We start from the raw sequence: 24,641 nt of genomic DNA, 5'->3' as shown, positions 1-24,641 counted from the left end.
ATTTTTGGCAAAGGTACGCTAAAGTTGCCTTAAAATACAAGTAAATTAATGTCATTATCAGGTAAATCAAACCATTCGCCTATAGCTTTATTGGTAAGGATTCCGTGATACATATAAATTCCGTTTTTCAATCCTTTATTGCATCTTATAGCGCTTTCAAGTCCGCCATCTTCAGCAATTTGTAATAAATAAGGCGTAATTATGTTACTTATTGAAAGTGAGGCAGTTTTAGAATATCGAGATGGGATATTTGGAACGCAATAATGCAAAACATTACTTTTAATGAAAGTTGGTTTTTCATGTGTAGTTACTTCTGAGGTTTCAAAACAACCACCTGTATCAATACTTACATCTACAATTACAGCACCTTTTTTCATGTGCTCTACCATAGTTTCGGTTACTATAATCGGGCAACGTTCTTTACCTCGCATAGCACCAATAGCCACATCACAACGTCTTAACGCTTTTAATAACGCTTTTGGTTGTATTGTTGATGTAAATACACGCTGATTAAGATTGTTTTGTAAGCGACGTAATTTGGTAATCGAATTATCAAAAACTTTTACAGTTGCTCCTAGACCAATTGCTGTTTTAGAAGCAAATTCACCAACAGTTCCTGCACCTAAAATTACAACATCGGTAGGAGGGACTCCTGTAATATTACCAAATAGTAATCCTTTTCCAAACTCATTTGTAATCATTAATTCGGCAGCAATAAGTATTGATGCTGTTCCTGCAATTTCGCTTAATGATTTTACAGCTGGATAAGTTCCGTCTTCATCTTTTATATACTCAAATGCTAATGCGGTAATTCTTTTTTGAGCCAAAGCTTCAAAATAGGTCTTTTTCCTAGTTTTTAGTTGAATCGCAGATATTAAAATTGTTTCTGGATTCATTAATTTAATCTCTGCAACTGTTGGTGGTTCAACTTTTAACAACATAGGGCAACCAAAAACTCGTTTGGTATCTTTTGTTACTTCTGCACCAGCATCACTATATTCTTTGTCGGTATAACTAGAACTTTCTCCTGCGCCAGATTCAATCATAACTCTGTGACCCTGATAGGTAAGTGAGTTTACGGCATCTGGTGTTAAGCAAATACGACGTTCCTGATAACTTGTTTCTTTAGGAATTCCAATGAAAAGTTCTCTTTTGTATCTGCCAATTTCAAGTTTTTCTTCTTGAGGCAACAAATCTTGTTTCGTAAATGGAGTTATCGTTATTGACATTGTTTATGCAAAATTAAGAGTACAAATTACGTAAAATCTTTTTAATAAAACAGTATTCTCTAGGCTAATACACATTCTTCAATGAAGTATAATTTTTGTATTAGCCTAAGGAATTAAACTAGTTTTAATAAACGTTTTCCGTCTGGCAACAATTCTATTGTTACAATCGAATGTTGTTCTGGGATTAAACTTGGAATTTTTTCTGACCATTCAATAAAACACCAATTTCCAGAATATAAATAATCATCAACTCCCATGTCTAGAGCTTCGGTTTCATGATTTAATCTATAAAAATCAAAATGATATACAGTTTGATTGTCATTAGTTTGATATTCATTAACCAAAGAAAAAGTTGGGCTACTTGTGGCATCTTCAATTCCTAAACTTTTACACAATTGCTTAATAAGTGTGGTTTTTCCCGCACCCATTTCTCCATTAAAAAGGAGAATTTTATTAGGGTTTTGTGCTAAGATTTGTTGTGCAACTTGCTGAATTTGGTCTAACGAAAAAGTAACTTCCATTTTTTATTTATATTTTTTTTAAGCTAATTTTTTTTACTTCCGATGTAAACTGAAGCTAAATTTTTCTCCTTTTACTTTGGATTAAATATCAAGAACGGGATTATCATTTCTTCTAGTGAAATTCCTCCGTGCTGATATGTGTTTTTATAATAACTCACATAATGATTGTAATTATTTACGTAAGCCAAAAACAAATCATTTTTTGCAAAAATAAACGAACTGCTCATATTTATTGCAGGTAAACCTATTTTTTTAGGTTCTTTTACAACGTACACATCTTTATGCTCGTAGGTTAAACTTCGTCCTGTTTTGTATCGTAAATTTAAGCTTGTGTTTTTATCTCCTACTACTTTCGATGGATTTTTTACATTGATTGTTCCGTGATCTGTAGTTAGAATTAATTTAAATCCTAAGTTCTGAGCTTGCTGTATAATTTCTAACAAAGGAGAATTTTTGAACCAGCTCAATGTCAGCGATCGGTAAGCTTTATCATCCGAAGCTAATTCTTTTACAACATCTAGCTCTGTTTTTGCATGTGATAGCATATCTACAAAGTTGTAAACGACTGTTACAAGATCATTATTTTTAAGTGCTTTAAAATTTTCAGCTAGTTTTTTTCCACTTGCTAGGTTGGTGATTTTAAAATAGTCTTCTTTTATATTTAATCCCAATCGTTTTAATTGTGCACTTAAAAACTCAGCTTCGTATAGATTTTTTCCTCCGTCTTCTACATCATTTTTCCAATACTCAGGAAATTGTTTTTCCATTTCTATTGGTAATAAACCTGAAAATATCGCATTTCGGGCATATTGTGTTGCCGTAGGTAGTATCGAGAAATAAGGAACTTCTTTTTCTAGTTTATAATAATTTCCTACTACAGTTTCAAATGATTTCCATTGATCGTAACGTAAATTATCAATTACAACAAACAAAATTGGTTTGTCTTTCTTTTTAATTTCCGGAACTACTAATTCTTTAAATAAAGTATGTGATTGAATTGGTTTATCTGCTTTTGGTGCAAACCAATCTTCATAATTACGTTCTATGTATTTCCCAAATTGAGAATTTGCTTCAACTTTTTGAGATTCCAAAATTTGAATCATTCCCTGGTCATTGATATTCTCCAATTCTAGTTCCCAAAAAACTAGTTTTTTGTACAATTCAATCCAATCTTCATAAGAATTAACCATCGCCATTTCCATAGCAATTTTCCTGAATTCCTTTTGATAATCTAGTGTTGTTTTTTCAGAAATTAATCTTGAGTGATCGAGATTTTTCTTTAAGCTCAACAAGATTTGATTAGGGTTTACAGGTTTTATCAAATAGTCGGCTATTTTAGATCCAATAGCTTCTTCCATGATATATTCCTCTTCACTTTTGGTAATCATAATCATCGGAATAGTAGATTTTTTCTCTTTCATTTCCGAAAGTGTTTCCAATCCGCTCATTCCAGGCATATTTTCGTCAAGAAAAACAATATCAAAATTTTCATCTTCGAAAATCGCAATTGCATCAAGTCCATTATTACATGTCGTTACTGCATAGTTTTTTTTCTCTAAAAATAATATGTGTGGCTTTAATAAGTCGATTTCATCATCAACCCAAAGTATTTTTATCTTATCCATAATTATATAGCTTGTTCAAAATTGTTAAATCTAAGTGGCAATTTACTTCTTTTTAAAACGGCTATTTATTAATATTATGATAATTTTACTATGAAAAAAATAAAAACCACTGAATATAAAAAATATCCAGTGGTTTAAATATGAAAATTAATAAGTAACCTAATTATGAAATCTTATTGCCATCCACCTCCAAGGGCTCTGTATAATTGAATAATGGCATTATATTGTGAAAATTTGTTTTCGATTAAAGTTAATTCTGCATTTAACGCATCGTCTTTTGCAGTAAGAACTTCTAAATAATTCACTAAACCATATTTTAATAATTCATCTGAATATCCTGTAGCAACTTTTAATGCTTCTACTTGTTTCTCGCGAATTGCAATTTTTTTGGTTTCATTGTTATATTGCGCTAAGGCATCAGAAACTTCTTTTCCTGCAGTAAGCAATGATTGCTCAAATTGTAGGTATGCTTTTTCCTGATTTGCTTTAGCTATTTCAAAATTTGTTTTAATCTGGCGTTGATTAAAAATTGGCTGTGTTAATCCTGTTACAACATTTGCGAAAAATGAATTTGCACTAAACCATTCTTTTAAATCAATACTTTGAAGTCCGCCAGTTGCTGTAATTTTAAGTGTTGGATAAAAATTACTTCTTGCAACATTGGTTCTTTCAAAATTTGAAATCAAATTATATTCTGCAGCAATTACATCTGGTCTGTTTCTTAATAAAGTTGCAGGTACACCAAGCGTAATTTCTGGTTGCATTTTCTGCACTTCAAAACTACTTCTCTCTACTTTAGTAGAAGATTCTCCTAAAAGAATGCTCATTTTGTTTTCATAAAGAATCGTGCTTACTTTTAAATCAGCAATGATAATTTCTGTAGCATATTTTTGAGCTTCTGTTTGCTTAACTCCAACTTCGGTAACGTTTCCTGCATCTTTTAAAGCAATAATCGTTTCTACACTTTCTGTTCTGTTAATCAAAGTCTCTTCAGATAATTTGATTTGCTCATCTATTGCAATCAATTGATAGTAAGTAGAAGCAATATCTGCAATTAATTGAGTTTTTACAGCTTGATTTGCAGCAGTAGTTTGTAAATAAACAGCATTTGTTGCACGTTTATTACTTCTTATTTTACCCCAAATATCAGCTTCCCAACCTAGAGTTCCAGCAAGCTGGTATTGATCGGTACTGCGATTTTGAAGTAAAGCTCCAAACTGGCTGTTTTTTGATAACTGTTGGTGTGTCCAATCTGCACCTACAGAAAGAGTAGGGAAGTACCCTGATTTTCCTTGTTTCATTGATGCTTCGGCAGCAGCAATGTTTTGCATTGCAATTCGGATATCCAAGTTGTTTTCTAATCCTTTTTTGATGTAACCTTGCAAAATTGGATCTGTGAAAACTTTGTCCCAAGAAAGATTTGCCATCGAAGTACTGTCTTTAGAAACCACTTCGGTTCTATATAAGTTTTCGGTTTTAATATCCTTTGGTCTTTCGTATTCTTTTGCAACGAAGCAGGATTGCATAACAGTTGCCGTGATGACAACTGTTACTATTTTATTTATATTATTTTTCATTTTCTTCGTCTAAAAGTATAACATCTGATTCTTTCTCTGTAAATGGTTTTCCAGAGATTCTTTCTTGTAAGCTTTGGAAAATAATAAACAATATTGGAATTACAAATACTCCAAAAATTGTTCCTATCAACATTCCACCTACAGCTCCCATACCGATTGAACGGTTACCTACAGCACCAACTCCTGAAGCTAAAGCCAATGGCATTAAACCAAAGATAAAAGCAAGAGAGGTCATTAAAATAGGACGTAAACGTGCTTTTGCACCTTCTATCGCAGCTTGTGTCAAGTCCATTCCGTGTCGTCGCCTTTGTATGGCAAACTCGACTATCAGAATGGCATTCTTCGCTAGTAGTCCTATAAGCATTATCAGGGCTACCTGGAAATAAATGTTATTTTCTAATCCTGCGAGTTTCACAAATCCAATTGCTCCGGCAATACCTACAGGCAATGAAAGCAATACTGATAATGGAACTAAATAACTTTCGTATTGTGCACTTAATAAGAAATATACAAATATTAAACTCAATAAGAATACACCAGCAGCCTGACTTCCGGCAAGGATTTCCTCACGTGTCATACCAGAGAATTCATAGCTATAAGTTTTTGGCAAATGCTGAGCTGCTACTTCCTGAATTGCTTTAATAGCATCTCCAGAACTATAACCAGGTTTTGCTTTACCATTAACGTTCACGGCTTTTAGCATGTTGAAACGTGCAACTGCTTCTGGTCCATAAATTCTTTTGAAATCAACAAACTGGCTTATGGCTACTTGCTGACCTGCAGCATTTTTAACATAAATCGTATTGATTGATTCAAGAGTTGCTCTGTCTGATGGTTTTGCCTGAATCATTACACGGTATTGTTTACCAAATTTATTAAAATCGGTAGTGTACAATCCTCCGTAGTATCCTTGCATTGTATTAAAAATATCAGAAACAGAAACACCTGCATTTTTTGCTCTTTCTACGTTAATATCCATTTGATATTGTGGGAAAGTAGGATTGAAGTTGGTAATTGCGTACTGAATTTCCGGTCTCTTCATTAATTCAGCCAAGAATTCATTACTTACTTTACTCACTGTTGTCCAATCATCATCTCCTTTATCCTGGATTTTTAATTCGAAACCATCGGCAGAACCAAAACCTTGTACACTTGGAGGTGTAAAGAATAATGCTTTGGCATCTTTAAAATGTGCTGTTCTACCAAATAATTCACCTACAACTGCATCTACAGATTGATTGGCTTCTTTACGGTATTTCCAGTCTTTTAATTTAATTACTGTAAATGCATAAGATCCTCCATTTACACTATTTAATAAACTAAAACCAACAACACTCATTCTTGATTCTACAATATCCATTGAGGCCAAAATAGAATCTAATTCATTAACGGCTAATTGTGTTTTCTCCAAAGTTGTTCCTGGAGGAAGCGTTAAATCTGCCATGATGATTCCTCTATCCTCATTAGGAATAAATCCTGATGGTGTAGTTTGGAATAAAAATATAGTGATTGCCGTGAATACTAATAATCCTGAAATTGCAACCCATTTTTTTCTTGCTAAGAATCCAAGAGACTTAACATATTTATTGTTCATTCTATCAAAACTAGTATTGAAAGCAATGAAGAATCTATCTTTGAAATTCTTATCGTGATGATCTGAAGCTTCATGAGGTTTTAAGAACAAAGCACATAATGCAGGACTTAAAGTCAATGCATTAATTGCCGAAATTAAAATCGCAATTGCCAATGTAATTGCAAACTGTTGGTAGAATACTCCCGATGGTCCACTTAAGAATGACACAGGAATAAATACCGCAGACATTACTAATGTGATAGAAATAATCGCTCCTGTAATCTCGCTCATTGCAGAAATTGTAGCTTCTTTTCCTGATTTTGCTCCTTCATCCAGCTTGGCGTGGACTGCCTCGACGACGACAATTGCATCATCGACCACAATACCAATAGCCAGAATCATTGCAAACAATGTTAACATATTGATAGAGAAACCAAATACTTGCAGGAAGAAAAACGTACCAATAATTGCTACAGGAACTGCTATTGCAGGAATTAACGTAGAACGGAAATCTTGCAAGAACAAGAACACAACAATAAATACTAATATAAAAGCTTCAATTAACGTTGAAATTACTTTTTCTATCGAAGCATCTAGGAAGGTTTTAGTATTATAAGGAATTACATAATCTACTCCTTTTGGGAAATCTGGTTTTGCATCGTCTAAAATGTTTACTACTTCGGTTATAATGTCTTGTGCATTTGAACCAGAAGTTTGAAATACCCCAACGGCAACCCCTTGTTTACCCATTGCAATATTTTTGGTTCCATAATTAAAACCACCTAATTCTACTGTTGCAACATCTTTTAAGTGAACAAAGTTTCCGTTACCAGTAGCTTTGATAACAATATCTTCGTAATCTTTAATTTCCGAAAGACGACCTTTATATTTAATTACGTATTCGTAAATACCATCGGCATTTTCTCCAAATTTACCAGGAGCTGCCTCAACGTTTTGCTCTTGTAAAGCTGCCTGAATATCTTTTGGCGCTACATTATAAGCAGCCATTTTTTCTGGATTAATCCAGATTCTCATCGAGTAATCCTTAGCTCCAAAAACGTTTACTTGTCCTACACCTTTAACACGTTGCAATTTTGGTACAAGGTTAATTTTGGCATAATTCTGAATATATGTCTCGTCAAAATCGTCGTTGTTCGAATACAAAGCAAAGAACATCAAAGCACTCGTTTGACTTTTTAGGGTAGTAACCCCTGTTTGCACAACTGCTTGTGGCAATTTACTAGTTGCACGAGAAACTCTGTTCTGAACGTTTACCGCAGCAATATCTGGATCAACTCCAAGTTCAAAATAAACAGATATTTTTGCAGAACCATCATTTGCAGCAGAAGAAGTCATGTATGTCATTCCTTCCACACCATTAATTTCTTCTTCTAGAGGAATAACGACACTATTTAATACTGTTTCAGCATTTGCTCCAGTATATGTTGCACTTACCTGAACGGTTGGTGGTGCAATTTCGGGGTATTGTTCTACCGGTAATGACATCAATCCTAAAATACCAAGTATGGTAATTAAGATGGATATTACCGTCGAGAGAACAGGTCTTTCTATAAACGTTTTTAACATCTTGTATATTATTTTTTAGCTGTAGTATTTGTTGTTTCTGTAGCTTTATTAGCTGCATCTTTGGCTTGTTGTGGCGTGATTTCCATGTCATCTTTTAATTTTGACGCTCCTTCTACAACAACAACATCGCCTGCTTTAAGACCTTCTGTTACAATGAAATCTAAATCTGAAGTACCATTTGTTACTACAATTGTAGATTTTACCTTGTTTCCTTTTTCAACAACATAAATCATTTGTTTCCCTTGCACTTCAAAAACTGCATTTTGAGGAACTAAAATCACATTTTTTTGCTCAATAGGTAAACGGATAATTCCTGTACTACCACTTCTTAAAATACCTTGTGGGTTATTAAAATCTGCTCTAAATTGTGTGTTTCCTGTTGCTGCATTAACTAAACCATTCATTGTAGCGATTTTCCCTTTTTGGTCGTACTCTGTATTATCAACCAATAATAATGAAACTGGCGGTGCAGATTTTAATTTTTCGGCAGTAGTTGCTCCTTTAAATGTTTTATTAAAGAATAATAACTGTTTTTCATTCATAGAGAAATAAGCACGAACAATTTTTGTATCAGATACTGTTGTTAAAGGCACTTCGCTAGTTGCACTAACCAAGCTTCCTTCTCTAAAAGGTAAACCACCAATTACTCCACTTACCGGAGAAATGATTGTTCCGTATCCAATATTGGCAGCAATACTTCCATAAGCACTTTTGGCTTGAGCCAACTTAGCTTTTGCAGTTTCTAATTGAACGATACTAATGATTTTTCTATCAACTAGTGGTTTCAATCTGTCAACTTCTACTTGTGCTGCTTGAACAGAAGCTTTTGCTGCAGATGCATCTTGATTTAATGTTTGAGTTTCAAGTTTAAAAAGCAATTGTCCTTTTTTTACAACCTGACCTTCATCAACATAAATCTTTTGGATATATCCATTTACTTTCGGACGAATTTCAACATTTTGCTGACCCTCAAGATTTGCGCTATACTCTTGATATACTACTGCATCTTGTATTGAAATTGTTTTAACAGGGAACGGAGCTGGACCTTGCGGCGGGGCTTGTTCTTCCTTTTTTTTACATGACGCAAAAACTAGCATGATAGCTATTAGGGAGAATGAGATATTCTTCATTTGTATTAAATTTGATTTATGATTTATTATTAACTTTTTCGATTTCTATAATTTCAGTAATTGTTTCTATAACTAATTCTTCGACTTTTAGGATGTGGCTTTTATATGCTTTTGCATGTTCCATATTCATTCTTTCTTCAGGGGTATTCATTGTTTTCTCTCTGTAAAAAATCATTTTGTCAATTATTTTATTCTCAAACTCAAGAATTTTTAAATAATTAGTAAATCGTTCACTAAACGGTGGCGGTCTGAAATATTTTTTTCGATCACCATGTAAAGTATAATAATCTATCTTTCCTATTTTTAAAAGAAAATTCAAATTTGTAGATACAGAACTTTTACTAGCACCCATTTTTTCTACTATTTGCTCAAAAGTCAGCCCATCTTTAAAAGCTTCAACGATTAATAGTCCAAGAATTCTTGAGCAAAGCGGGGGCAAGTTATATACTGATTCAAAATGAATACCGAATAACTCTATAAGCTCCTCTCTTTCCTTTTGTATGTTAGTATCCATGATTTTTTGGGCAAAGATAAAATTGGTTCGTAATTTACCGAACTAAACGAACTTAAATTTGTGTTAATTGTTTGTTACCAATAAAAAAGCGTAATATTGTCTTTTCGATGCACTAATTTAGATAATTATGATAACATTACATCATAAAAACTTAATTTGTTTGCTTTTTTGCCCAAAATGTAAAACAAAATAAGTAGTAATTTAGTTATATTTGTTGACCTAAAAAATAACCAAATAGTGAACGTTATAAATAAGCTGAAAATTTTCAATGATCCCATATATGGTTTCATTTCCATTCCAAATGCTTTTATATATGATTTAATAGAGCATCCTTATTTTCAGCGTTTACGCCGAATCTCTCAAATGGGACTGTCTTATTTGGTTTATCCTGGAGCTAATCATACTCGGTTTCATCATGCCTTAGGTTGTATGCATTTAATGCAAAAAGCAATCGAAACATTACGCTTTAAAGATGTTACAATTTCCGTCGAAGAAGAAAACGCATTATATATAGCGATTATACTACATGATATAGGTCATGGACCTTTTTCGCATGCAATGGAGAGAAGTATTGTTGAAGATGTAAATCATGAAGCAATCTCGTTATTGTTTATGAATCAATTAAATATTGAGTTTAACGGAAAGCTAAGTTTGGCAATTCAGATATTTAAAGGAGACTATCACAGAAAGTTTATGTTGCAGTTGATTTCGAGCCAATTAGATATGGATCGTATGGATTATCTTAAACGTGATAGTTTTTATACTGGTGTGGCCGAAGGGAATGTCAATTCTGAGCGTTTAATCCAAATGATGAATGTTGTAGATGATGTTTTGGTTATTGAAGAAAAAGGTATTTACTCTGTCGAAAAGTTTTTGCTCTCTCGCAGATTAATGTATTGGCAAGCTTATTTACATAAAACGAGCTTGGTTGCAGAACTTATTTTGACGAAAGTCTTAAAAAGAGCCAAAGAATTAACTCTAAAAGGAATTCATTTGCCTTGCAGCGAACCTTTGATGTTTTTTATGCAAAACAAAATTACCTTGGAAACTTTTACTCCAGAAACATTGGATTTATTCTCTCAACTGGACGATTTTGATATAATAGGCGCTTTAAAAGCATGGCAAAAACATGATGATTTTATATTATCTACTTTAAGTAAAATGATAATAAACAGGGATTTATTAAAAATTAAACTAAGTAGCGAAAAAATTTCATTAGAAGAATTGCAAAGCCTGAAAGAAAAATTTGCATCTCAGAATAATATCTCTGCAATTGATGCCAGTTACTTTATATATAGAGGGAAAATAAAAAATCAAGCATACAGTAAAGAAGCCGAACCTATACGAATATTAAAAAAAGATAAGACAATTGAGGATGTTGTAGAAGCCTCAGACCAGCTGAATTTGAAATCGTTATCTAAATTGGTAACAAAGTATTACCTCTGTTTTCCAAAACAACTGATCTAAAATTAACATTTAAAACCTATTTTTTTATATTTTTGTCGCAATGAAATTTACAGCAGAACAAATAGCAGAAATTTTAGGAGGAGAGGTAGTTGGGAATCCCAATGCAGAAGTTTCTCGCTTATCTAAAATAGAAGAAGGTACAGAAGGATCTCTTACTTTCTTGGCTAACCCTAAATATATCAATCATATATATTCGACAAAAGCATCAGTAACAATTGTTAATGATACTTTTGTACCCGAAACAGAAATTAGCACAACATTAATTAAAGTTGACGATGCTTATGCGTCATTTTCTAAATTATTAGAGTTTTATAATCAAGTAAAATTGAATAAAAACGGAATTGAACCACAATCTTTCTTGTCTGAAAGTGCAAAATATGGCGATAACCTATACCTAGGTAGCTTTAGTTATGTGGGACAAAACGTAGTTTTAGGAAACGATGTCAAAATTTATCCAAATTCTTTTATTGGAGATAATGTTGTTATTGGCAATAATGTACATATTTTTGCAGGCGCTAAAATTTATTCCGAAACAATCATAGGAAATAATTGCACAATTCATTCAGGAACAATTATTGGAGCCGACGGTTTTGGTTTTGTACCAAATGAAGAAGGTATATATAGTAAAGTACCACAAATAGGGAATGTAATTATCGAAGATAATGTTGATATTGGTGCAAATACAACTATAGACAGAGCAACTTTAGGATCTACAATTATCCGAAAAGGAGTGAAGTTAGACAATCAGATCCAGATTGCCCATAATGTAGAGATTGGTGAAAACACTGTTATCGCAGCCCAATCTGGCGTTGCTGGCTCTACAAAAATCGGTAAAAATGCAATGATTGGCGGTCAAGTAGGTATTGCAGGACATTTAACTATTGGAAACAATGTTAGATTGCAAGCACAATCTGGAGTTGCCAGAAATATTAAAGATGACGAAATTTTGCAAGGAACACCTTCACTTGGATATACTGATTTTAATAAATCATATGTTCATTTTAAGAATTTGCCTAAAATCGTTGCTGAATTAGAAGAATTAAAAAAACAAATATTAAACCAAAAAAATGGAAATAATGGTTAAACAGAAGACCATCAAGAAGGAAATTTCACTAACAGGAGTTGGACTACACACTGGGAAAGAAGTAACAATGACTTTTAAACCTGCTCCAATAAATAATGGATTTACTTTTGTGAGAGTTGATTTACAAGGACATCCTATTATTGAGGCAGATGCTAATTATGTAGTAAATACACAAAGAGGTACTAACCTTGAGAAATTAGGTGTTAAAATTCAAACGCCAGAGCACGTTTTAGCTGCATTGGTTGGATGTGATCTTGACAATGTTATAATCGAGTTAAATGCATCAGAGCTTCCTATTATGGATGGTTCATCAAAATATTTTGTTGAAGCAATCGAAAATGCAGAAATAGAAGAGCAAGAAGCACAACGTAATATATATGTTGTAAAAGAAGTTATTTCTTTTACAGACGAAGCTACAGGAAGTGAAATTCTTGTTATGCCAAGTGATGATTACCAAGTAACTACTATGGTCGATTTTGGTACTAAAGTTTTAGGTACTCAAAATGCTACTATGAAAAGTATTGCCGACTTTAAAGCTGAAATTTCTAATTCAAGAACATTTAGTTTTTTACATGAACTAGAATCTCTTTTAGAGCACGGATTAATTAAAGGTGGTGATTTAAACAACGCTATTGTATATGTAGATAAAGAAATATCTGACGCTACAATGGAAAATTTAAAGAAAGCTTTTGGTAAAGACAAGATATCTGTTAAACCAAATGGTATTTTAGATAATCTAACTTTGCATTATCCTAATGAAGCTGCAAGACACAAATTACTTGATGTTATTGGAGATTTAGCTTTAACAGGAATAAGAATTCAAGGAAAAATTATTGCTAATAAACCAGGGCATTTTGTAAATACTCAGTTTGCTAAAAAATTAGCTAAGATTATAAAAATAGAACAAAGAAATCATGTTCCGGTTTATGATTTAAATCAAGAACCATTGATGGATATTAATAAAATTATGGCAGTTTTACCTCATAGACCTCCATTTTTATTAATTGATAGAATTATAGAGATGTCTGATAGCCATGTTGTTGGGATGAAGAATGTTACTATGAACGAAAATTTCTTCGTAGGGCATTTTCCTGAAGCACCAGTTATGCCAGGTGTTTTAATCGTAGAAGCTATGGCACAAACAGGAGGAATCTTAGTATTAAGTACTGTTCCTGATCCGGAGAATTACTTGACTTATTTTATGAAAATAGACAATGTTAAGTTCAAACACAAGGTATTACCTGGAGATACGTTAATATTTAAATGTGAATTAATTTCTCCTATCAGAAGAGGAATTTGTCACATGCAAGCAAATGCCTACGCAAATGGTAAATTAGTTACCGAAGCAGAATTGATGGCGCAAATTGCAAGAAAACAATAAAGAAAATAGTTAATTATTTAGATTTATTGTTTCAAAAAAAGACAATTTTAATTTAAAATATAAAAAATACAGATGAATCAACCTTTAGCTTATGTTCATCCTGGCGCCAAAATCGCTAAAAATGTTGTAATTGAGCCTTTTACAACAATTCACAATAATGTAGTTATTGGTGATGGTACTTGGATTGGTTCAAATGTAACCATAATGGAAGGCGCGCGAATAGGGAAAAATTGTAATATTTTTCCAGGAGCGGTAATTTCTGCCGTACCGCAAGATTTAAAGTTTGGAGGAGAAGATTCTTTGGCTATAATAGGGGATAATTGTACAATTAGAGAGTGTGTTACGATTAATCGTGGTACAGTTGCATCAGGGCAAACAATCCTTGGTAACAATTGCTTAATTATGGCTTATGCACATATTGCTCACGATTGCGAGATTGGGAACAATGCAATTATTGTAAATGGTGTTGCTTTGGCAGGACACGTAGTTGTAGGAAACCATGCCGTAATTGGTGGTTTAGCTGCAATTCACCAATTTATTCATATTGGGGATCACGCAATGATATCTGGAGGTTCTTTGGTAAGAAAAGATGTTCCTCCTTATACAAAAGCGGCAAAAGAGCCTTTATCATATGTAGGAATCAATTCTGTAGGTTTAAGAAGAAGAGGATTTAGCACAGATAAAATTAGAGAAATTCAAGAAATTTATAGAATTTTATACCAAAAAAATTACAATACAACCCAAGCACTTAGCATAATCGAAGGTGAAATGGAGGCAACTCCAGAAAGAGATGAAATTTTAGATTTTATCAGAAACTCATCACGTGGTATTATGAAAGGATACTCAGGAAATTATTAAATAAAAGTTTAATCGTTTATTTGTTTATTCGTTACATCGAAAACAGATAAACGATTTAACGATTAAACAAAATATTAAATAAAACAAGAACAAAATGGCATCAACATCAGATATTAGAAACGGATTATGTATCAAATTCAATCACGATATTTATAAAATCGTAGAATTTCTTCACGTAAAACCAGGAAAAGGTCCAGCTTTCGTAAGAACGAAATTAAGAAGTTTAACTACAGGAAGAGTATTAGATAATACATTTTCTGCAGGACACAAAATTGAAGATGTACGTGTAGAGACACATAATTACCAGTTTTTATATGCTGAAGGAGATGAATTTCATTTTATGAATACTGAATCTTTTGAGCAAATTTCTTTGAATAAAAATATCCTGGATGCTCCAGGATTATTAAAAGAAGGAACAAGTGTAATGGTTCAGGTAAATACTGAAACTGATTTACCTTTATCTGTAGATATGCCATCTTCTGTAATCTTAGAAGTTACTTATGCTGAGCCAGGAGTAAAAGGAAATACAGCAACAAATGCTACTAAATCTGCAACTGTTGAAACTGGGGCTACAGTAAACGTGCCTTTGTTTATTAATGAAGGTGATAAAATTAAAATTGATACTGCTTCTGGTTCTTACATGGAGCGTGTAAAAGAGTAGTTTTTCAATAAGATAATTTGTCAATGAGTCAATTAGAAAATTGATACATTAGCAGAAATTAACTAAAAGCTTTTGTTTTTTCTAATTGACACATTTTCTAATTGACACATTCTCTAATTGACAAATTTTCTAATTATAAATTATGAAATTTCAAAAAGTTCACTCTTTACAAGAAATTGCAAATTTGCTTAATTGCGAATTTGTTGGTGATAAAAACTTCCAAGTCCTAGGTATGAATGAAATTCATGTTGTCGAGCCTGGAGACATTGTTTTTGTAGACCATCCAAAATATTACGACAAAGCCTTAAATTCGGCAGCAACAATTATATTAATCAATAAAGTTGTTGATTGTCCCGAAGGTAAAGCACTACTAATTTCTGATGATCCTTTCAGAGATTTTAATACCCTAACTAAACATTTTAGACCTTTTCAGGCAACAAATGTATCTATAGCTCTTTCTGCAACTATTGGAGAAGGAACCGTTATTCAGCCTAACTGTTTTATTGGAAACAATGTTACAATTGGTAAAAACTGTTTAATACATCCTAATGTTACTATTTACGATCATACCGTAATTGGTGACAATGTCATGATTCATGCAGGAACAATATTAGGTGCAGATGCTTTTTATTATAAAAAACGCCCAGATGGTTTCGACCAGTTAATTTCAGGTGGAAGAGTAGTAATAAAAGACAATGTTGGCATTGGTGCATTATGTACTATTGATAAAGGAGTTACTGGCGATACAACTATCGGAGAAGGTACTAAACTAGATAATCAGGTTCATGTTGGGCACGATACCGTTATTGGTAAAAAATGCTTAATTGCTTCACAAACTGGTATTGCTGGTTGTGTAATTATCGAAGATGAAGTAACAATTTGGGGACAAGTTGGTACAACAAGTGGTATTACGATAGGAGAGAAAGCTGTAATAATGGGACAAACAGGAGTTACTAAATCTGTAGAAGGAGGGAAGTCTTATTTTGGTACACCAATAGAAGAATCTAGAGAAAAGCTAAAACAATTAGCTAATATCAAGAAAATTCCAGAAATTCTTAATAAATTAAAATAACTATGACTGCTAAAGAATTTGTTCAGAAATTTTATAAATCGGATGCATTGATTGATAGTGAAACTTTCAAATTATATCTGCATCCTGAGGTAATAGTTGATTGGCACAGTACAAAAGGACCTATCCAGTTGAACTACAATGGTGTATTGGATTTATCTAACGAATTAGGCAGAGCTTACGTACGTTCTAAAGTAAGAATTAGTCATATTATAGAAGAAGATGATTTAGTTTCTGTACGATATTCTCATTATGTAAAAACAATAGAAAATCCTAGAGAAGAAATGCTTTTAGCCCATTTTATGGCTATTTGGCAAATAAAAGACAATAAATTATACAGAGGTTATCAAATGAGTCAATTATTATAAGATATTTTGATAATAAAAAGGTTTAAAATAATTTACAAAACCTTACTTTTGCATCACAATTTTAAAAACTACATAAAATATATATCATGAGTGTTTTAGTTAATAAAGATTCCAAAATAATTGTTCAAGGATTTACAGGAAGCGAAGGAACTTTCCATGCTTCTCAAATGATTGAGTACGGTACTAATGTTGTTGGTGGTGTAACTCCAGGAAAAGGAGGAACTACACATTTAGATCGTCCGGTTTTTAATACAGTACAAGATGCTGTAGAGCAAGCTGGAGCAGATACAACTATCATTTTTGTACCACCTGCATTTGCTGCTGATGCTATCATGGAAGCAGCTGACGCTGGAATTAAAGTTATCATCGCTATTACAGAAGGAATTCCTGTAGCAGATATGATTAAAGCTAATAGCTATGTAAAAGAAAGAAACGCTAGATTAATTGGACCTAACTGTCCTGGTATCATTACTCCAGGTGAAGCTAAAGTTGGAATTATGCCAGGTTTCGTTTTCAAAAAAGGTACTGTAGGTATTGTTTCTAAATCTGGAACTTTAACTTATGAAGCTGCTGATCAAGTTGTAAAACAAGGATTAGGAATTACTACAGCAATTGGTATTGGTGGAGATCCAATTATCGGAACTACTACTAAAGAAGCTGTTGAGTTGTTAATGAACGATCCAGAAACTGAATGTATCGTAATGATTGGTGAAATTGGTGGACAATTAGAAGCTGATGCTGCTAAATGGATTAAAGCTGATGGTAACCGTAAACCAGTTGTAGGTTTCATCGCAGGAGTTACTGCTCCAGCAGGACGTACAATGGGTCACGCAGGTGCAATCGTTGGTGGTACTGATGATACAGCTGAAGCTAAAAAACAAATCATGAGAGACAACGGAATTCACGTAGTTGATTCTCCAGCTGAAATTGGTAAAAAAGTAAAAGAAGTATTAGGATAATCTCTAATATTCAAAATAATAAATTCCAAAAAAAAGTCTCAATATCTGTTGAGACTTTTTTACATTTTTAAAATGTACGGAGTATAATTTAAAAACGTAGCAACTTAGATACTCCCTTTCTTAGAAGCTTAAAAAAAGAAATATGTATAAAGAATTAGAAAAGTTTACAGTAAAAGGAAATTTTACTTACACACAAGACGATAGCTTAGAAGAAGTTTGTAATGCTTCTGAATCAGGAAGTGGTGTTTTTGTTGTTTACGCTGTTAATGGTGATGACAAAGAATTAATCATGGTAGCTTCTACAGGAACCGTACAAAACGACGGAACTTTAAAAAGTAAAAATGGTGGATTACACGATAAAATCGTAAACGGTCATCAATTTGCAAAAACTGGAAGAAAATATTCTTGGCCAGCTCAAATGAAATTGGAAGGAATCGAAAGATTAGAAGTTTCTTGGTATGAGACTTTTAATGCAGATGTAAAATTAATCCCAACATACATTGAAGGGAAAATATTGCAAGATTTCTTAGATGAAAATGGTAGATTACCAAGATGGAATGTAGCTTTCTAGTCATACTCCTAATAAAATATAAAAAAGCTTCACTTCGGTGAGGCTTTTTTGTATTACAAATTTTATAAAACGCCTAAATAATCTATATTTGTATTTCAAAAATAAAAAACGAATACCTTAATATGAAATTACTAGAAGGAAAAGTAGCCATCATTACTGGCGCAAGCCGCGGAATAGGAAAAGGAATTGCTGAAGTTTTTGCAAAACACGGTGCAAACGTAGCTTTTACATACAGTGCATCTGTAGAATCGGCTTTGGCTTTAGAAAAAGAATTAAACGCTCTAGGTATTAAAGCAAAAGGATATCAATCGAATGCAGCAGATTTTACAGAAGCTCAAACTTTTGTAGATGCTGTTTTAGCTGATTTTGGAACTGTTGATATCTTAATAAATAATGCAGGTATTACTAAAGACAACCTTTTAATGCGTATGTCTGAGGCTGATTTTGACCAAGTTATTGATGTTAACTTGAAATCAGTTTTTAATATGACAAAAGCTATTCAAAAAACATTTTTGAAACAACGTTCTGGATCAATCATCAACATGAGTAGTGTTGTTGGAGTAAAAGGAAATGCTGGACAAACAAACTATGCTGCTTCTAAAGCTGGTGTTAACGGATTTACAAAATCAGTAGCATTAGAGTTAGGTTCTCGTAATATTCGTTGTAATGCAATTGCACCAGGATTTATCGAAACAGAAATGACTGCAAAATTAAGCGAAGATGTAGTAAAAGGTTGGAGAGAAGGAATTCCGTTGAAACGTGGAGGAACTACTGAAGATGTTGCAAACGCTTGTCTTTTCTTAGCTTCAGATATGAGCGCTTACGTTACAGGACAAGTTCTTAATGTTTGTGGAGGAATGCTTACTTAGAAAGGTACTGAGGTTCTGAGTAACAAAGGTTCAAAGGTTTTTGTTGTAAAGATTTAGGTTACTATTGCTCAATAATTTAAAGATTTGAGTAATAACGACTGATTTATTTTTTTCAATCATTCAACCTTTCAATCATTAAATCTTTTAATAAAAAATTATGACTACAAACACGATTCTATTATTAGTACTTTCATTAGTAATTGCAGGAGGTTTGTCGTTTTTTCAATATTATTATAAAGCCAAAAGCAAATCAAAACTGAATTTGTTTTTGGCTTTTTTACGTTTTCTATCCATTTTTGGGATATTGGTTTTATTGATAAATCCGATAATTACCAAGAACTCGTTAGAAATCATCAAAACTCCATTACCAATTGTAGTGGATAATTCAAGTTCGATAACAGCTTTAAACTCTAAAGAAAAAGTTCTTGAATTGTATAAAAAATTAACGTCGAATAAAGATTTACAAGATAAGTACGAAATTCAATCGTATCAATTTGATGCTGACTTTAAACAATCAGAAGAATTTGATTTTAAAGGAACTCAGACTAATCTAGACGAAATTGCCAAGAATTTAAAAAGCATCAACAAGAATGTGGTTTTTCCAACTGTAGTTATTACCGACGGAAACCAGACTACAGGAAATGATTATGTATATCGATTTGATCCAAACAATAAAGTATATCCTGTAATTGTAGGAGACACAACAACTTTTTTAGATTTAAAAATTAATCAGCTCAACGTAAACAAATACGCTTTTTATAAAAATAAATTCCCAGTTGAAGTATTCTTGCAATATTCGGGAACAAAAAATATAAATTCTGATTTATCGATTTCTCAGGGAGGTACAGTTTTAGCCAAAGAGAGAGTTTCTTTTTCGCCATCTAAAAAAACAGCGACTTTAAATATATTATTACCAGCAGATAAAGTAGGCGTACAAATTTTTAAAGCTACCATTTCGTCAAGCGAAAAAGAAAAAAACACCTATAACAATACTAAGAATTTTGCTGTAGAAATTATAGATCAAAAAACAACTGTAGCTATTGTTTCAGCAATAAATCATCCAGATATTGCAGCTTTAAAACGTTCTATAGAATCTAATGCACAACGTAAAGTGGTTTTGGTTAAGCCAAATGAAATCAAATCATTACAAGATTATAATATTTTAATTTTGTATCAACCAACAGCTGCATTTAAATCTGTTTTTGATACCAATAAAGCGGCAGGAATTAATACCTTTATTATAACAGGAAACAATACCGACTTTAATTTTCTGAATCAGCAACAAACTGCTTTCTCATTTAGAATGAGCAGTCAGAAAGAAGATTATTTGGCTGAATTTAATTCGCAATTTAATCTGTTTGCAGCCGAAGAAATTGGATTTGAAAATTTTCCGCCTTTGCAAAATTCATTCGGAACAATTACTACTAATGGAAATGTTTCGGTATTACTTTCGTCAAAAATCAGAAATGTAGCAACCAATGCCCCATTATTGGCATTTACCGAAAATCAAGGAAAAAGAAATGCCTATCTACTAGGAGAGAATACCTGGAAATGGCGCATGCAAAGTCATATCGATAATCAGTCGTTTGCCAAATATGATATTTTTATTGATAAAATCATACAATATTTAGCATCTAATAATACTAAAAAATCATTAGTTGTAAATCACGAAAGCTTTTATAATTCGGGTGATGCGCTAGAAATCAATGCTCAGTATTTTAATAAAAATTATGAGTTTGATGAGAAAGCCAATCTTACCATTTCTGTAACCAATACAGAAACCAAGCAAACTAAAAATTACGATTTATTAAAAGGGAATAATTCTTACTCAGTAAACTTAGATGGACTCTCTGCCGGGAAATATTCTTTTTCTGTTAAAGAATTAAATTCTAAAACCACCTATTCAAGTCATTTTGAGATATTAGATTTTGATATCGAAAAACAATTTGTAAATCCAGATGTTCTGAAATTGCAGCAATTGGCATTGCAAACCAATGGGAAAGCTTTTTTTCAAGACCAATCGGATGCATTAATAAAAACTCTTTTAGAAAATCCTGAATACAAAGCAATCCAAAAAAATGTGAGTACCAAAACTCCTTTAATTGATTGGGTTTGGCTTCTTGTTTTAATTTCTATTGCATTAGCAACCGAATGGTTTGTTAGAAAATACAATGGAATGTTGTGATGAAATATAATCGAATTCCTTCTAGCTTTTTGTAATCTTGTGGTTATGAATTAAAAGTCTAAATTATGAAAGTTAAATTCTTGTTTATTGTAGCAATTTTGATGGTAATTTTTTGTTTTTTTTCATTTTCAAAGACAAATAATACAGTTAAAAGCAATCTTTTTGGAAACACAATTCAGCAGCGTTTTCAACTACCTCAGGGATTTGTGCGAGAAGAGGAATCTAAAACTTCGTTTGGATTTTTTTTGCGAAATCTTCCATTAAAACCTACAGGTTCAAACGTTTTGTATTTTGATGGAACTGTAAAATCAAATCGAAATGTTTATGAAGCGGTTGTGGATTTGCCGATTGGAAAACAGGATTTACATCAATGTGCTGATGCCGTGATGCGTTTGCGAGCGGATTATTTTTATAGCCAAAAACAGTACGATAAAATACATTTTAATTTCACAAATGGTTTTCGAGTTGATTTTAGTAAATGGGCCGCAGGTTACAGAATTGCAGTTAAAGGAAACAAAACCAGTTGGGTTAAAACTGCAAAACCATCTGACAGTTATCAAACCTATTGGAAATACTTAGAGACGGTTTTTATGTATGCAGGAACTGCTTCGTTAGAAAAAGAACTGAAATCAATTAATGCTTCAGACATAAAAATTGGAGATGTTTTTATAAAAGGTGGCTTTCCAGGTCACGCTGTTATTGTAGTTGATGTGGCTGTGAATCCTAAAAACAATCAAAAAATTATGCTTTTAGCACAAAGCTATATGCCTGCACAGGAAATTCAAATATTGAAAAATCCAAATAATAGTTCATTGAGTCCTTGGTATACTGTCGATTTTGGAACCTCTCTGAAAACACCTGAATGGACTTTTAGTTCCTCACAATTAAAACGTTTTTAAATGAAACGATTCCTTTTTTTAGTCCTTATATTCCAAAATGTTTTTTCTCAAGAAATCCCATTGAATGTTCAAAAATTAATTAAAGCATACCCAAATCAAGTTGTTGGTTATAAAGATAATAAAGTTATTTTTAGTGATAAATCAAATTTGATTTATGATGATTTTAAAAATAAAACGAATCAAGAATTGTTAGAGAATCCTGATATTGAGGATCAATTTAAGTTTGTTTATAATAAAGCAAATAAGAATTTAATTCCAAAGGATGATGCAGGAAGAATTCGAAATGAAGCTTTTTTTAAGAAAATTTACGGAAACTCAAAATCAGAAGTTGAATCAAAAATGACTGAAGTTATTTGGTGTCCAAAATTAGTCAATCAAAAAATAAAAGTAACAACTGTAAATGGAATTGATAAAATAGTAAAAAAACTCTCTGCAGAATTAGATAATTATCCAGAATTTAAAAAATATATTAATGTTATTGGTGGTACATTTAATTGGAGAAAAATTTCAGGAACTAACCGATTGAGTATGCACAGTTATGGGATGACTATAGATATTAATGTTAAAAATTCCAATTACTGGCAATGGGATTGCAAATGTAAAAATGAAGAAGCTGCTCTTTCGTATAGAAATCAAATTCCCTTGAAGCTAGTTTCGATTTTTGAAAAGTATGGCTTTATTTGGGGAGGCAATTGGAAACATTATGACACAATGCATTTTGAGTATCGACCTGAACTTTTTTTATAAATTATTTTATTAAAAAAAATGTAGTCAAATAAATTCCAAAAAGAAGATTTAGCAGACATAATATGAAAATTATAAAATTACTATTAATTTTAAACCTCTTTTTTATAAGTTCAATTACAAAAGCACAACTTGCAATTGTATATGATAAAGATGGTTATGTAAATGTTAGAGAAAAACCTGGTCTTAAATCAAAAATAACAGGAAAAATTATTGAAGGACAAGTTTTTTGTATTAACACATTTGATGATGAAAGGAATAATCCTGAATGGTTAAAAATTTGGTATCCGATAAATCCTGATTCAAAGATTAAAGATTTTACCAAATTCAGAGACATAAAAGAGGATGGATACATTCATAAAAGTAGAGTTTTTTATCTAGAAAATTTAAAAGAGATATCTTTTAAAAATGAGAGTTCTAAAAAAATTAGTGTAAAGAATGATACTTTACAAATTTACATTGAGTCAAAACCATTTGAAAAAGAAAAACATCAGATTATTAAAGATAATGATGGAGGACTTATTATCGATAAAGATGCATTTTATTGGGGATTTCTTGGTCAAATTCCAAGAAACGAATTAAAAGCAATAAAAGTTGTAACAAATAATAGTAGTTATAGTTTTCCTAAAGAGGCAATTTCTGGCTTGTATGAACTAAATTTAGAATTTACAAAATTATATATCGGAAATAAAAATGAAATCTATATTAATCTTTCAGGAGCAGATGGTTCAGATTCTTATGAAGTTGTTTGGTGTTTAAAGAATAATAAAATTTATTCGATGACTACAATGCAAATAATACCTTAAATAAAAATATGGATTTTAGGCTAAAAGTATTTTCTGCTGTTGCAAATAGGCTAAGCTTTACCAAAGCTGCTGCCGAATTGTATATTACGCAACCCGCTGTTTCTAAGCATATTCAGGAATTAGAAGAAACTTACAAAACCAAGCTTTTTGAACGAAATGGTTCTAAAATTACACTAACAAAAGCTGGAGAAATACTTTTAAAACATACCAAAGACATCTTCGAAATTTATCGGGAAATCGATTTTGATATGAGTAAGTTTATCAACGAACGTCAGGGATTATTGCGATTGGGAGCAAGTACAACCATTTCACAATATATTATTCCGCCATTACTGGCGCGCTTTCATCAGAAATTGCAAGACATAAAAGTCAATTTATTAAACGGAAATACAGAGCAAATTGAGAGTGCTTTAATTAATAAAGAGATAGAAATCGGAATTGTTGAAGGACAATCCAGAAATCAATCTATTAAATATACTGAGTTTCTAAAAGATGAATTGGTTTTGGTTTGTAGCAGTAAAAATCCTTTGGTTAATAAAAAAGAGATTCTATTAGCTGATTTACAAAATTTACGTTTTATAACTCGCGAGAGAGGTTCTGGAACACTTGAAGTTATTGAATATGCGTTAAAACAATTCAATATCAAGTTATTAGAATTACAAATCGAAATGCAATTAGGAAGTACTGAAAGTATTAAATCCTATCTTTTAAATTCTGAATGTGTTGCCTTTATGTCTATACATGCCGTAGATAAAGAATTAAAAAACAATGAATTAGTAGTTTTGGATATAGAAAAACTAACCATCGAAAGATTCTTTTACATTATAACACTTCACGGAAAATCAGATGCTCTTACAGAGTTATTTATAAAAAACATGTCTAGTTACTATAACTTGAAGTTATAGACGATTGCATTTTACGATTGGTAAATGTTGTAATAAGTGCAGACCTTTGTACTGTAATT

General features: G+C 32.0%; 22 protein-coding genes. 15 read left to right on the top strand and 7 right to left on the bottom strand.

Features of this window, described 5'->3' with window-relative positions; all coding sequences use genetic code 11:
- Positions 1–29 precede the first annotated feature (29 nt).
- The 7 genes from AC3IPI_RS18340 to AC3IPI_RS18310 form a co-directional block, all read right to left on the bottom strand.
- Complete coding sequence (locus tag AC3IPI_RS18340) at positions 30–1,229, bottom strand: alanine dehydrogenase (RefSeq protein WP_489154736.1); 1,200 nt, start codon at positions 1,227–1,229, stop codon at positions 30–32.
- A gap of 113 nt (positions 1,230–1,342) precedes the next feature.
- Positions 1,343–1,750 carry a tRNA (adenosine(37)-N6)-threonylcarbamoyltransferase complex ATPase subunit type 1 TsaE gene (gene tsaE / locus AC3IPI_RS18335; protein WP_489154734.1) on the bottom strand — a complete coding sequence of 136 codons (408 nt, stop codon included), beginning with the start codon at positions 1,748–1,750 and terminating at the stop codon, positions 1,343–1,345.
- A 71-nt stretch (positions 1,751–1,821) separates the two neighbouring features.
- Positions 1,822–3,375, bottom strand: coding sequence for a T9SS response regulator signal transducer PorX (gene porX, locus AC3IPI_RS18330; protein ID WP_039111993.1), 1,554 nt, complete (start codon positions 3,373–3,375; stop codon positions 1,822–1,824).
- A 173-nt stretch (positions 3,376–3,548) separates the two neighbouring features.
- Entirely contained in the window at positions 3,549–4,952 is a 1,404-nt protein-coding gene (locus AC3IPI_RS18325; RefSeq protein WP_086894660.1) for an efflux transporter outer membrane subunit, read from the bottom strand.
- Complete coding sequence (locus AC3IPI_RS18320) at positions 4,942–8,112, bottom strand: efflux RND transporter permease subunit (protein ID WP_039111995.1); 3,171 nt, start codon at positions 8,110–8,112, stop codon at positions 4,942–4,944. The genes AC3IPI_RS18325 and AC3IPI_RS18320 overlap by 11 nt, the downstream gene beginning before the upstream one ends.
- 8 nt (positions 8,113–8,120) lie before the next feature.
- The gene (locus tag AC3IPI_RS18315) at positions 8,121–9,242 is read right to left on the bottom strand and encodes an efflux RND transporter periplasmic adaptor subunit (RefSeq protein ID WP_039111996.1); all 1,122 of its coding nucleotides are present in this window, start codon (positions 9,240–9,242) and stop codon (positions 8,121–8,123) included.
- 16 nt (positions 9,243–9,258) lie between these two features.
- Complete coding sequence (locus AC3IPI_RS18310; RefSeq protein WP_039111997.1) at positions 9,259–9,756, bottom strand: GbsR/MarR family transcriptional regulator; 498 nt, start codon at positions 9,754–9,756, stop codon at positions 9,259–9,261.
- 237 nt (positions 9,757–9,993) lie between these two features.
- Between AC3IPI_RS18310 and AC3IPI_RS18305 the strand changes: the two genes are divergently transcribed.
- The 15 genes from AC3IPI_RS18305 (at position 9,994) to AC3IPI_RS18235 (ending at position 24,582) form a co-directional block, all read left to right on the top strand.
- Positions 9,994–11,223 carry an HD domain-containing protein gene (locus tag AC3IPI_RS18305; RefSeq protein WP_039111998.1) on the top strand — a complete coding sequence of 410 codons (1,230 nt, stop codon included), beginning with the start codon at positions 9,994–9,996 and terminating at the stop codon, positions 11,221–11,223.
- Positions 11,224–11,263: 40 nt separating this feature from the next.
- Positions 11,264–12,307, top strand: coding sequence for a UDP-3-O-(3-hydroxymyristoyl)glucosamine N-acyltransferase (gene lpxD / locus AC3IPI_RS18300; RefSeq protein ID WP_489154730.1), 1,044 nt, complete (start codon positions 11,264–11,266; stop codon positions 12,305–12,307).
- Positions 12,300–13,688: a bifunctional UDP-3-O-[3-hydroxymyristoyl] N-acetylglucosamine deacetylase/3-hydroxyacyl-ACP dehydratase gene (locus AC3IPI_RS18295; RefSeq protein ID WP_039112154.1), complete on the top strand. Its 1,389-nt coding sequence runs from the start codon at positions 12,300–12,302 to the stop codon at positions 13,686–13,688. The genes lpxD and AC3IPI_RS18295 overlap by 8 nt, the downstream gene beginning before the upstream one ends.
- Positions 13,689–13,760: 72 nt before the next feature.
- Positions 13,761–14,546 carry an acyl-ACP--UDP-N-acetylglucosamine O-acyltransferase gene (gene lpxA, locus AC3IPI_RS18290; RefSeq protein ID WP_035624097.1) on the top strand — a complete coding sequence of 262 codons (786 nt, stop codon included), beginning with the start codon at positions 13,761–13,763 and terminating at the stop codon, positions 14,544–14,546.
- 94 nt (positions 14,547–14,640) lie between these two features.
- Positions 14,641–15,207 (top strand): elongation factor P, encoded by a 567-nt coding sequence (gene efp / locus AC3IPI_RS18285; RefSeq protein WP_039112000.1) that lies wholly within the window; start codon positions 14,641–14,643, stop codon positions 15,205–15,207.
- Between the two features lie 142 nt (positions 15,208–15,349).
- The gene (locus AC3IPI_RS18280; RefSeq protein ID WP_489154727.1) at positions 15,350–16,279 is read left to right on the top strand and encodes a UDP-3-O-(3-hydroxymyristoyl)glucosamine N-acyltransferase; all 930 of its coding nucleotides are present in this window, start codon (positions 15,350–15,352) and stop codon (positions 16,277–16,279) included.
- Between the two features lie 2 nt (positions 16,280–16,281).
- Positions 16,282–16,644, top strand: coding sequence for a nuclear transport factor 2 family protein (locus AC3IPI_RS18275; protein WP_039112002.1), 363 nt, complete (start codon positions 16,282–16,284; stop codon positions 16,642–16,644).
- 86 nt (positions 16,645–16,730) lie between these two features.
- Positions 16,731–17,603 carry a succinate--CoA ligase subunit alpha gene (gene sucD, locus AC3IPI_RS18270; RefSeq protein WP_035624087.1) on the top strand — a complete coding sequence of 291 codons (873 nt, stop codon included), beginning with the start codon at positions 16,731–16,733 and terminating at the stop codon, positions 17,601–17,603.
- 142 nt (positions 17,604–17,745) lie between these two features.
- The gene (locus AC3IPI_RS18265) at positions 17,746–18,174 is read left to right on the top strand and encodes a hypothetical protein (RefSeq protein WP_039112003.1); all 429 of its coding nucleotides are present in this window, start codon (positions 17,746–17,748) and stop codon (positions 18,172–18,174) included.
- A gap of 122 nt (positions 18,175–18,296) precedes the next feature.
- The gene (gene fabG, locus AC3IPI_RS18260; protein ID WP_039119185.1) at positions 18,297–19,043 is read left to right on the top strand and encodes a 3-oxoacyl-[acyl-carrier-protein] reductase; all 747 of its coding nucleotides are present in this window, start codon (positions 18,297–18,299) and stop codon (positions 19,041–19,043) included.
- Positions 19,044–19,200: 157 nt separating this feature from the next.
- A complete protein-coding gene (locus AC3IPI_RS18255) occupies positions 19,201–21,228 on the top strand; it encodes a hypothetical protein (RefSeq protein WP_489154724.1) in 2,028 nt (675 codons plus the stop codon).
- 65 nt (positions 21,229–21,293) lie between these two features.
- Positions 21,294–22,127 (top strand): DUF4846 domain-containing protein, encoded by an 834-nt coding sequence (locus AC3IPI_RS18250; protein ID WP_489154722.1) that lies wholly within the window; start codon positions 21,294–21,296, stop codon positions 22,125–22,127.
- Positions 22,128–22,874, top strand: a complete 747-nt coding sequence (locus AC3IPI_RS18245; protein WP_489154720.1) for a M15 family metallopeptidase — start codon at positions 22,128–22,130, stop codon at positions 22,872–22,874. It abuts the gene before it with no gap.
- A 62-nt stretch (positions 22,875–22,936) separates the two neighbouring features.
- Positions 22,937–23,677 carry an SH3 domain-containing protein gene (locus AC3IPI_RS18240; RefSeq protein ID WP_489154718.1) on the top strand — a complete coding sequence of 247 codons (741 nt, stop codon included), beginning with the start codon at positions 22,937–22,939 and terminating at the stop codon, positions 23,675–23,677.
- An 8-nt stretch (positions 23,678–23,685) separates the two neighbouring features.
- Positions 23,686–24,582 carry a LysR family transcriptional regulator gene (locus tag AC3IPI_RS18235; protein WP_489154716.1) on the top strand — a complete coding sequence of 299 codons (897 nt, stop codon included), beginning with the start codon at positions 23,686–23,688 and terminating at the stop codon, positions 24,580–24,582.
- Positions 24,583–24,641 lie beyond the last annotated feature (59 nt).

The sequence above is a fragment of the Flavobacterium sp. GL_143 genome, from assembly GCF_057834355.1.
The sequence above is the reverse complement of the archived record's forward strand: the minus strand, read 5'-3'. Positions and strand labels throughout refer to the sequence as shown.

What these genes read in the sequence shown, in the direction of transcription:
- AC3IPI_RS18340 (WP_489154736.1), bottom strand. Translation starts at nt 1,229, where the DNA reads ATGTCAATAACGATAACTCCATTTACGAAACAAGATTTGTTGCCTCAA.
- tsaE (WP_489154734.1), bottom strand. Translation starts at nt 1,750, where the DNA reads ATGGAAGTTACTTTTTCGTTAGACCAAATTCAGCAAGTTGCACAACAA.
- porX (WP_039111993.1), bottom strand. Translation starts at nt 3,375, where the DNA reads ATGGATAAGATAAAAATACTTTGGGTTGATGATGAAATCGACTTATTA.
- AC3IPI_RS18325 (WP_086894660.1), bottom strand. Translation starts at nt 4,952, where the DNA reads ATGAAAAATAATATAAATAAAATAGTAACAGTTGTCATCACGGCAACT.
- AC3IPI_RS18320 (WP_039111995.1), bottom strand. Translation starts at nt 8,112, where the DNA reads ATGTTAAAAACGTTTATAGAAAGACCTGTTCTCTCGACGGTAATATCC.
- AC3IPI_RS18315 (WP_039111996.1), bottom strand. Translation starts at nt 9,242, where the DNA reads ATGAAGAATATCTCATTCTCCCTAATAGCTATCATGCTAGTTTTTGCG.
- AC3IPI_RS18310 (WP_039111997.1), bottom strand. Translation starts at nt 9,756, where the DNA reads ATGGATACTAACATACAAAAGGAAAGAGAGGAGCTTATAGAGTTATTC.
- lpxD (WP_489154730.1), top strand. Translation starts at nt 11,264, where the DNA reads ATGAAATTTACAGCAGAACAAATAGCAGAAATTTTAGGAGGAGAGGTA.
- AC3IPI_RS18295 (WP_039112154.1), top strand. Translation starts at nt 12,300, where the DNA reads ATGGTTAAACAGAAGACCATCAAGAAGGAAATTTCACTAACAGGAGTT.
- lpxA (WP_035624097.1), top strand. Translation starts at nt 13,761, where the DNA reads ATGAATCAACCTTTAGCTTATGTTCATCCTGGCGCCAAAATCGCTAAA.
- efp (WP_039112000.1), top strand. Translation starts at nt 14,641, where the DNA reads ATGGCATCAACATCAGATATTAGAAACGGATTATGTATCAAATTCAAT.
- AC3IPI_RS18280 (WP_489154727.1), top strand. Translation starts at nt 15,350, where the DNA reads ATGAAATTTCAAAAAGTTCACTCTTTACAAGAAATTGCAAATTTGCTT.
- AC3IPI_RS18275 (WP_039112002.1), top strand. Translation starts at nt 16,282, where the DNA reads ATGACTGCTAAAGAATTTGTTCAGAAATTTTATAAATCGGATGCATTG.
- sucD (WP_035624087.1), top strand. Translation starts at nt 16,731, where the DNA reads ATGAGTGTTTTAGTTAATAAAGATTCCAAAATAATTGTTCAAGGATTT.
- AC3IPI_RS18265 (WP_039112003.1), top strand. Translation starts at nt 17,746, where the DNA reads ATGTATAAAGAATTAGAAAAGTTTACAGTAAAAGGAAATTTTACTTAC.
- fabG (WP_039119185.1), top strand. Translation starts at nt 18,297, where the DNA reads ATGAAATTACTAGAAGGAAAAGTAGCCATCATTACTGGCGCAAGCCGC.
- AC3IPI_RS18255 (WP_489154724.1), top strand. Translation starts at nt 19,201, where the DNA reads ATGACTACAAACACGATTCTATTATTAGTACTTTCATTAGTAATTGCA.
- AC3IPI_RS18250 (WP_489154722.1), top strand. Translation starts at nt 21,294, where the DNA reads ATGAAAGTTAAATTCTTGTTTATTGTAGCAATTTTGATGGTAATTTTT.
- AC3IPI_RS18245 (WP_489154720.1), top strand. Translation starts at nt 22,128, where the DNA reads ATGAAACGATTCCTTTTTTTAGTCCTTATATTCCAAAATGTTTTTTCT.
- AC3IPI_RS18240 (WP_489154718.1), top strand. Translation starts at nt 22,937, where the DNA reads ATGAAAATTATAAAATTACTATTAATTTTAAACCTCTTTTTTATAAGT.
- AC3IPI_RS18235 (WP_489154716.1), top strand. Translation starts at nt 23,686, where the DNA reads ATGGATTTTAGGCTAAAAGTATTTTCTGCTGTTGCAAATAGGCTAAGC.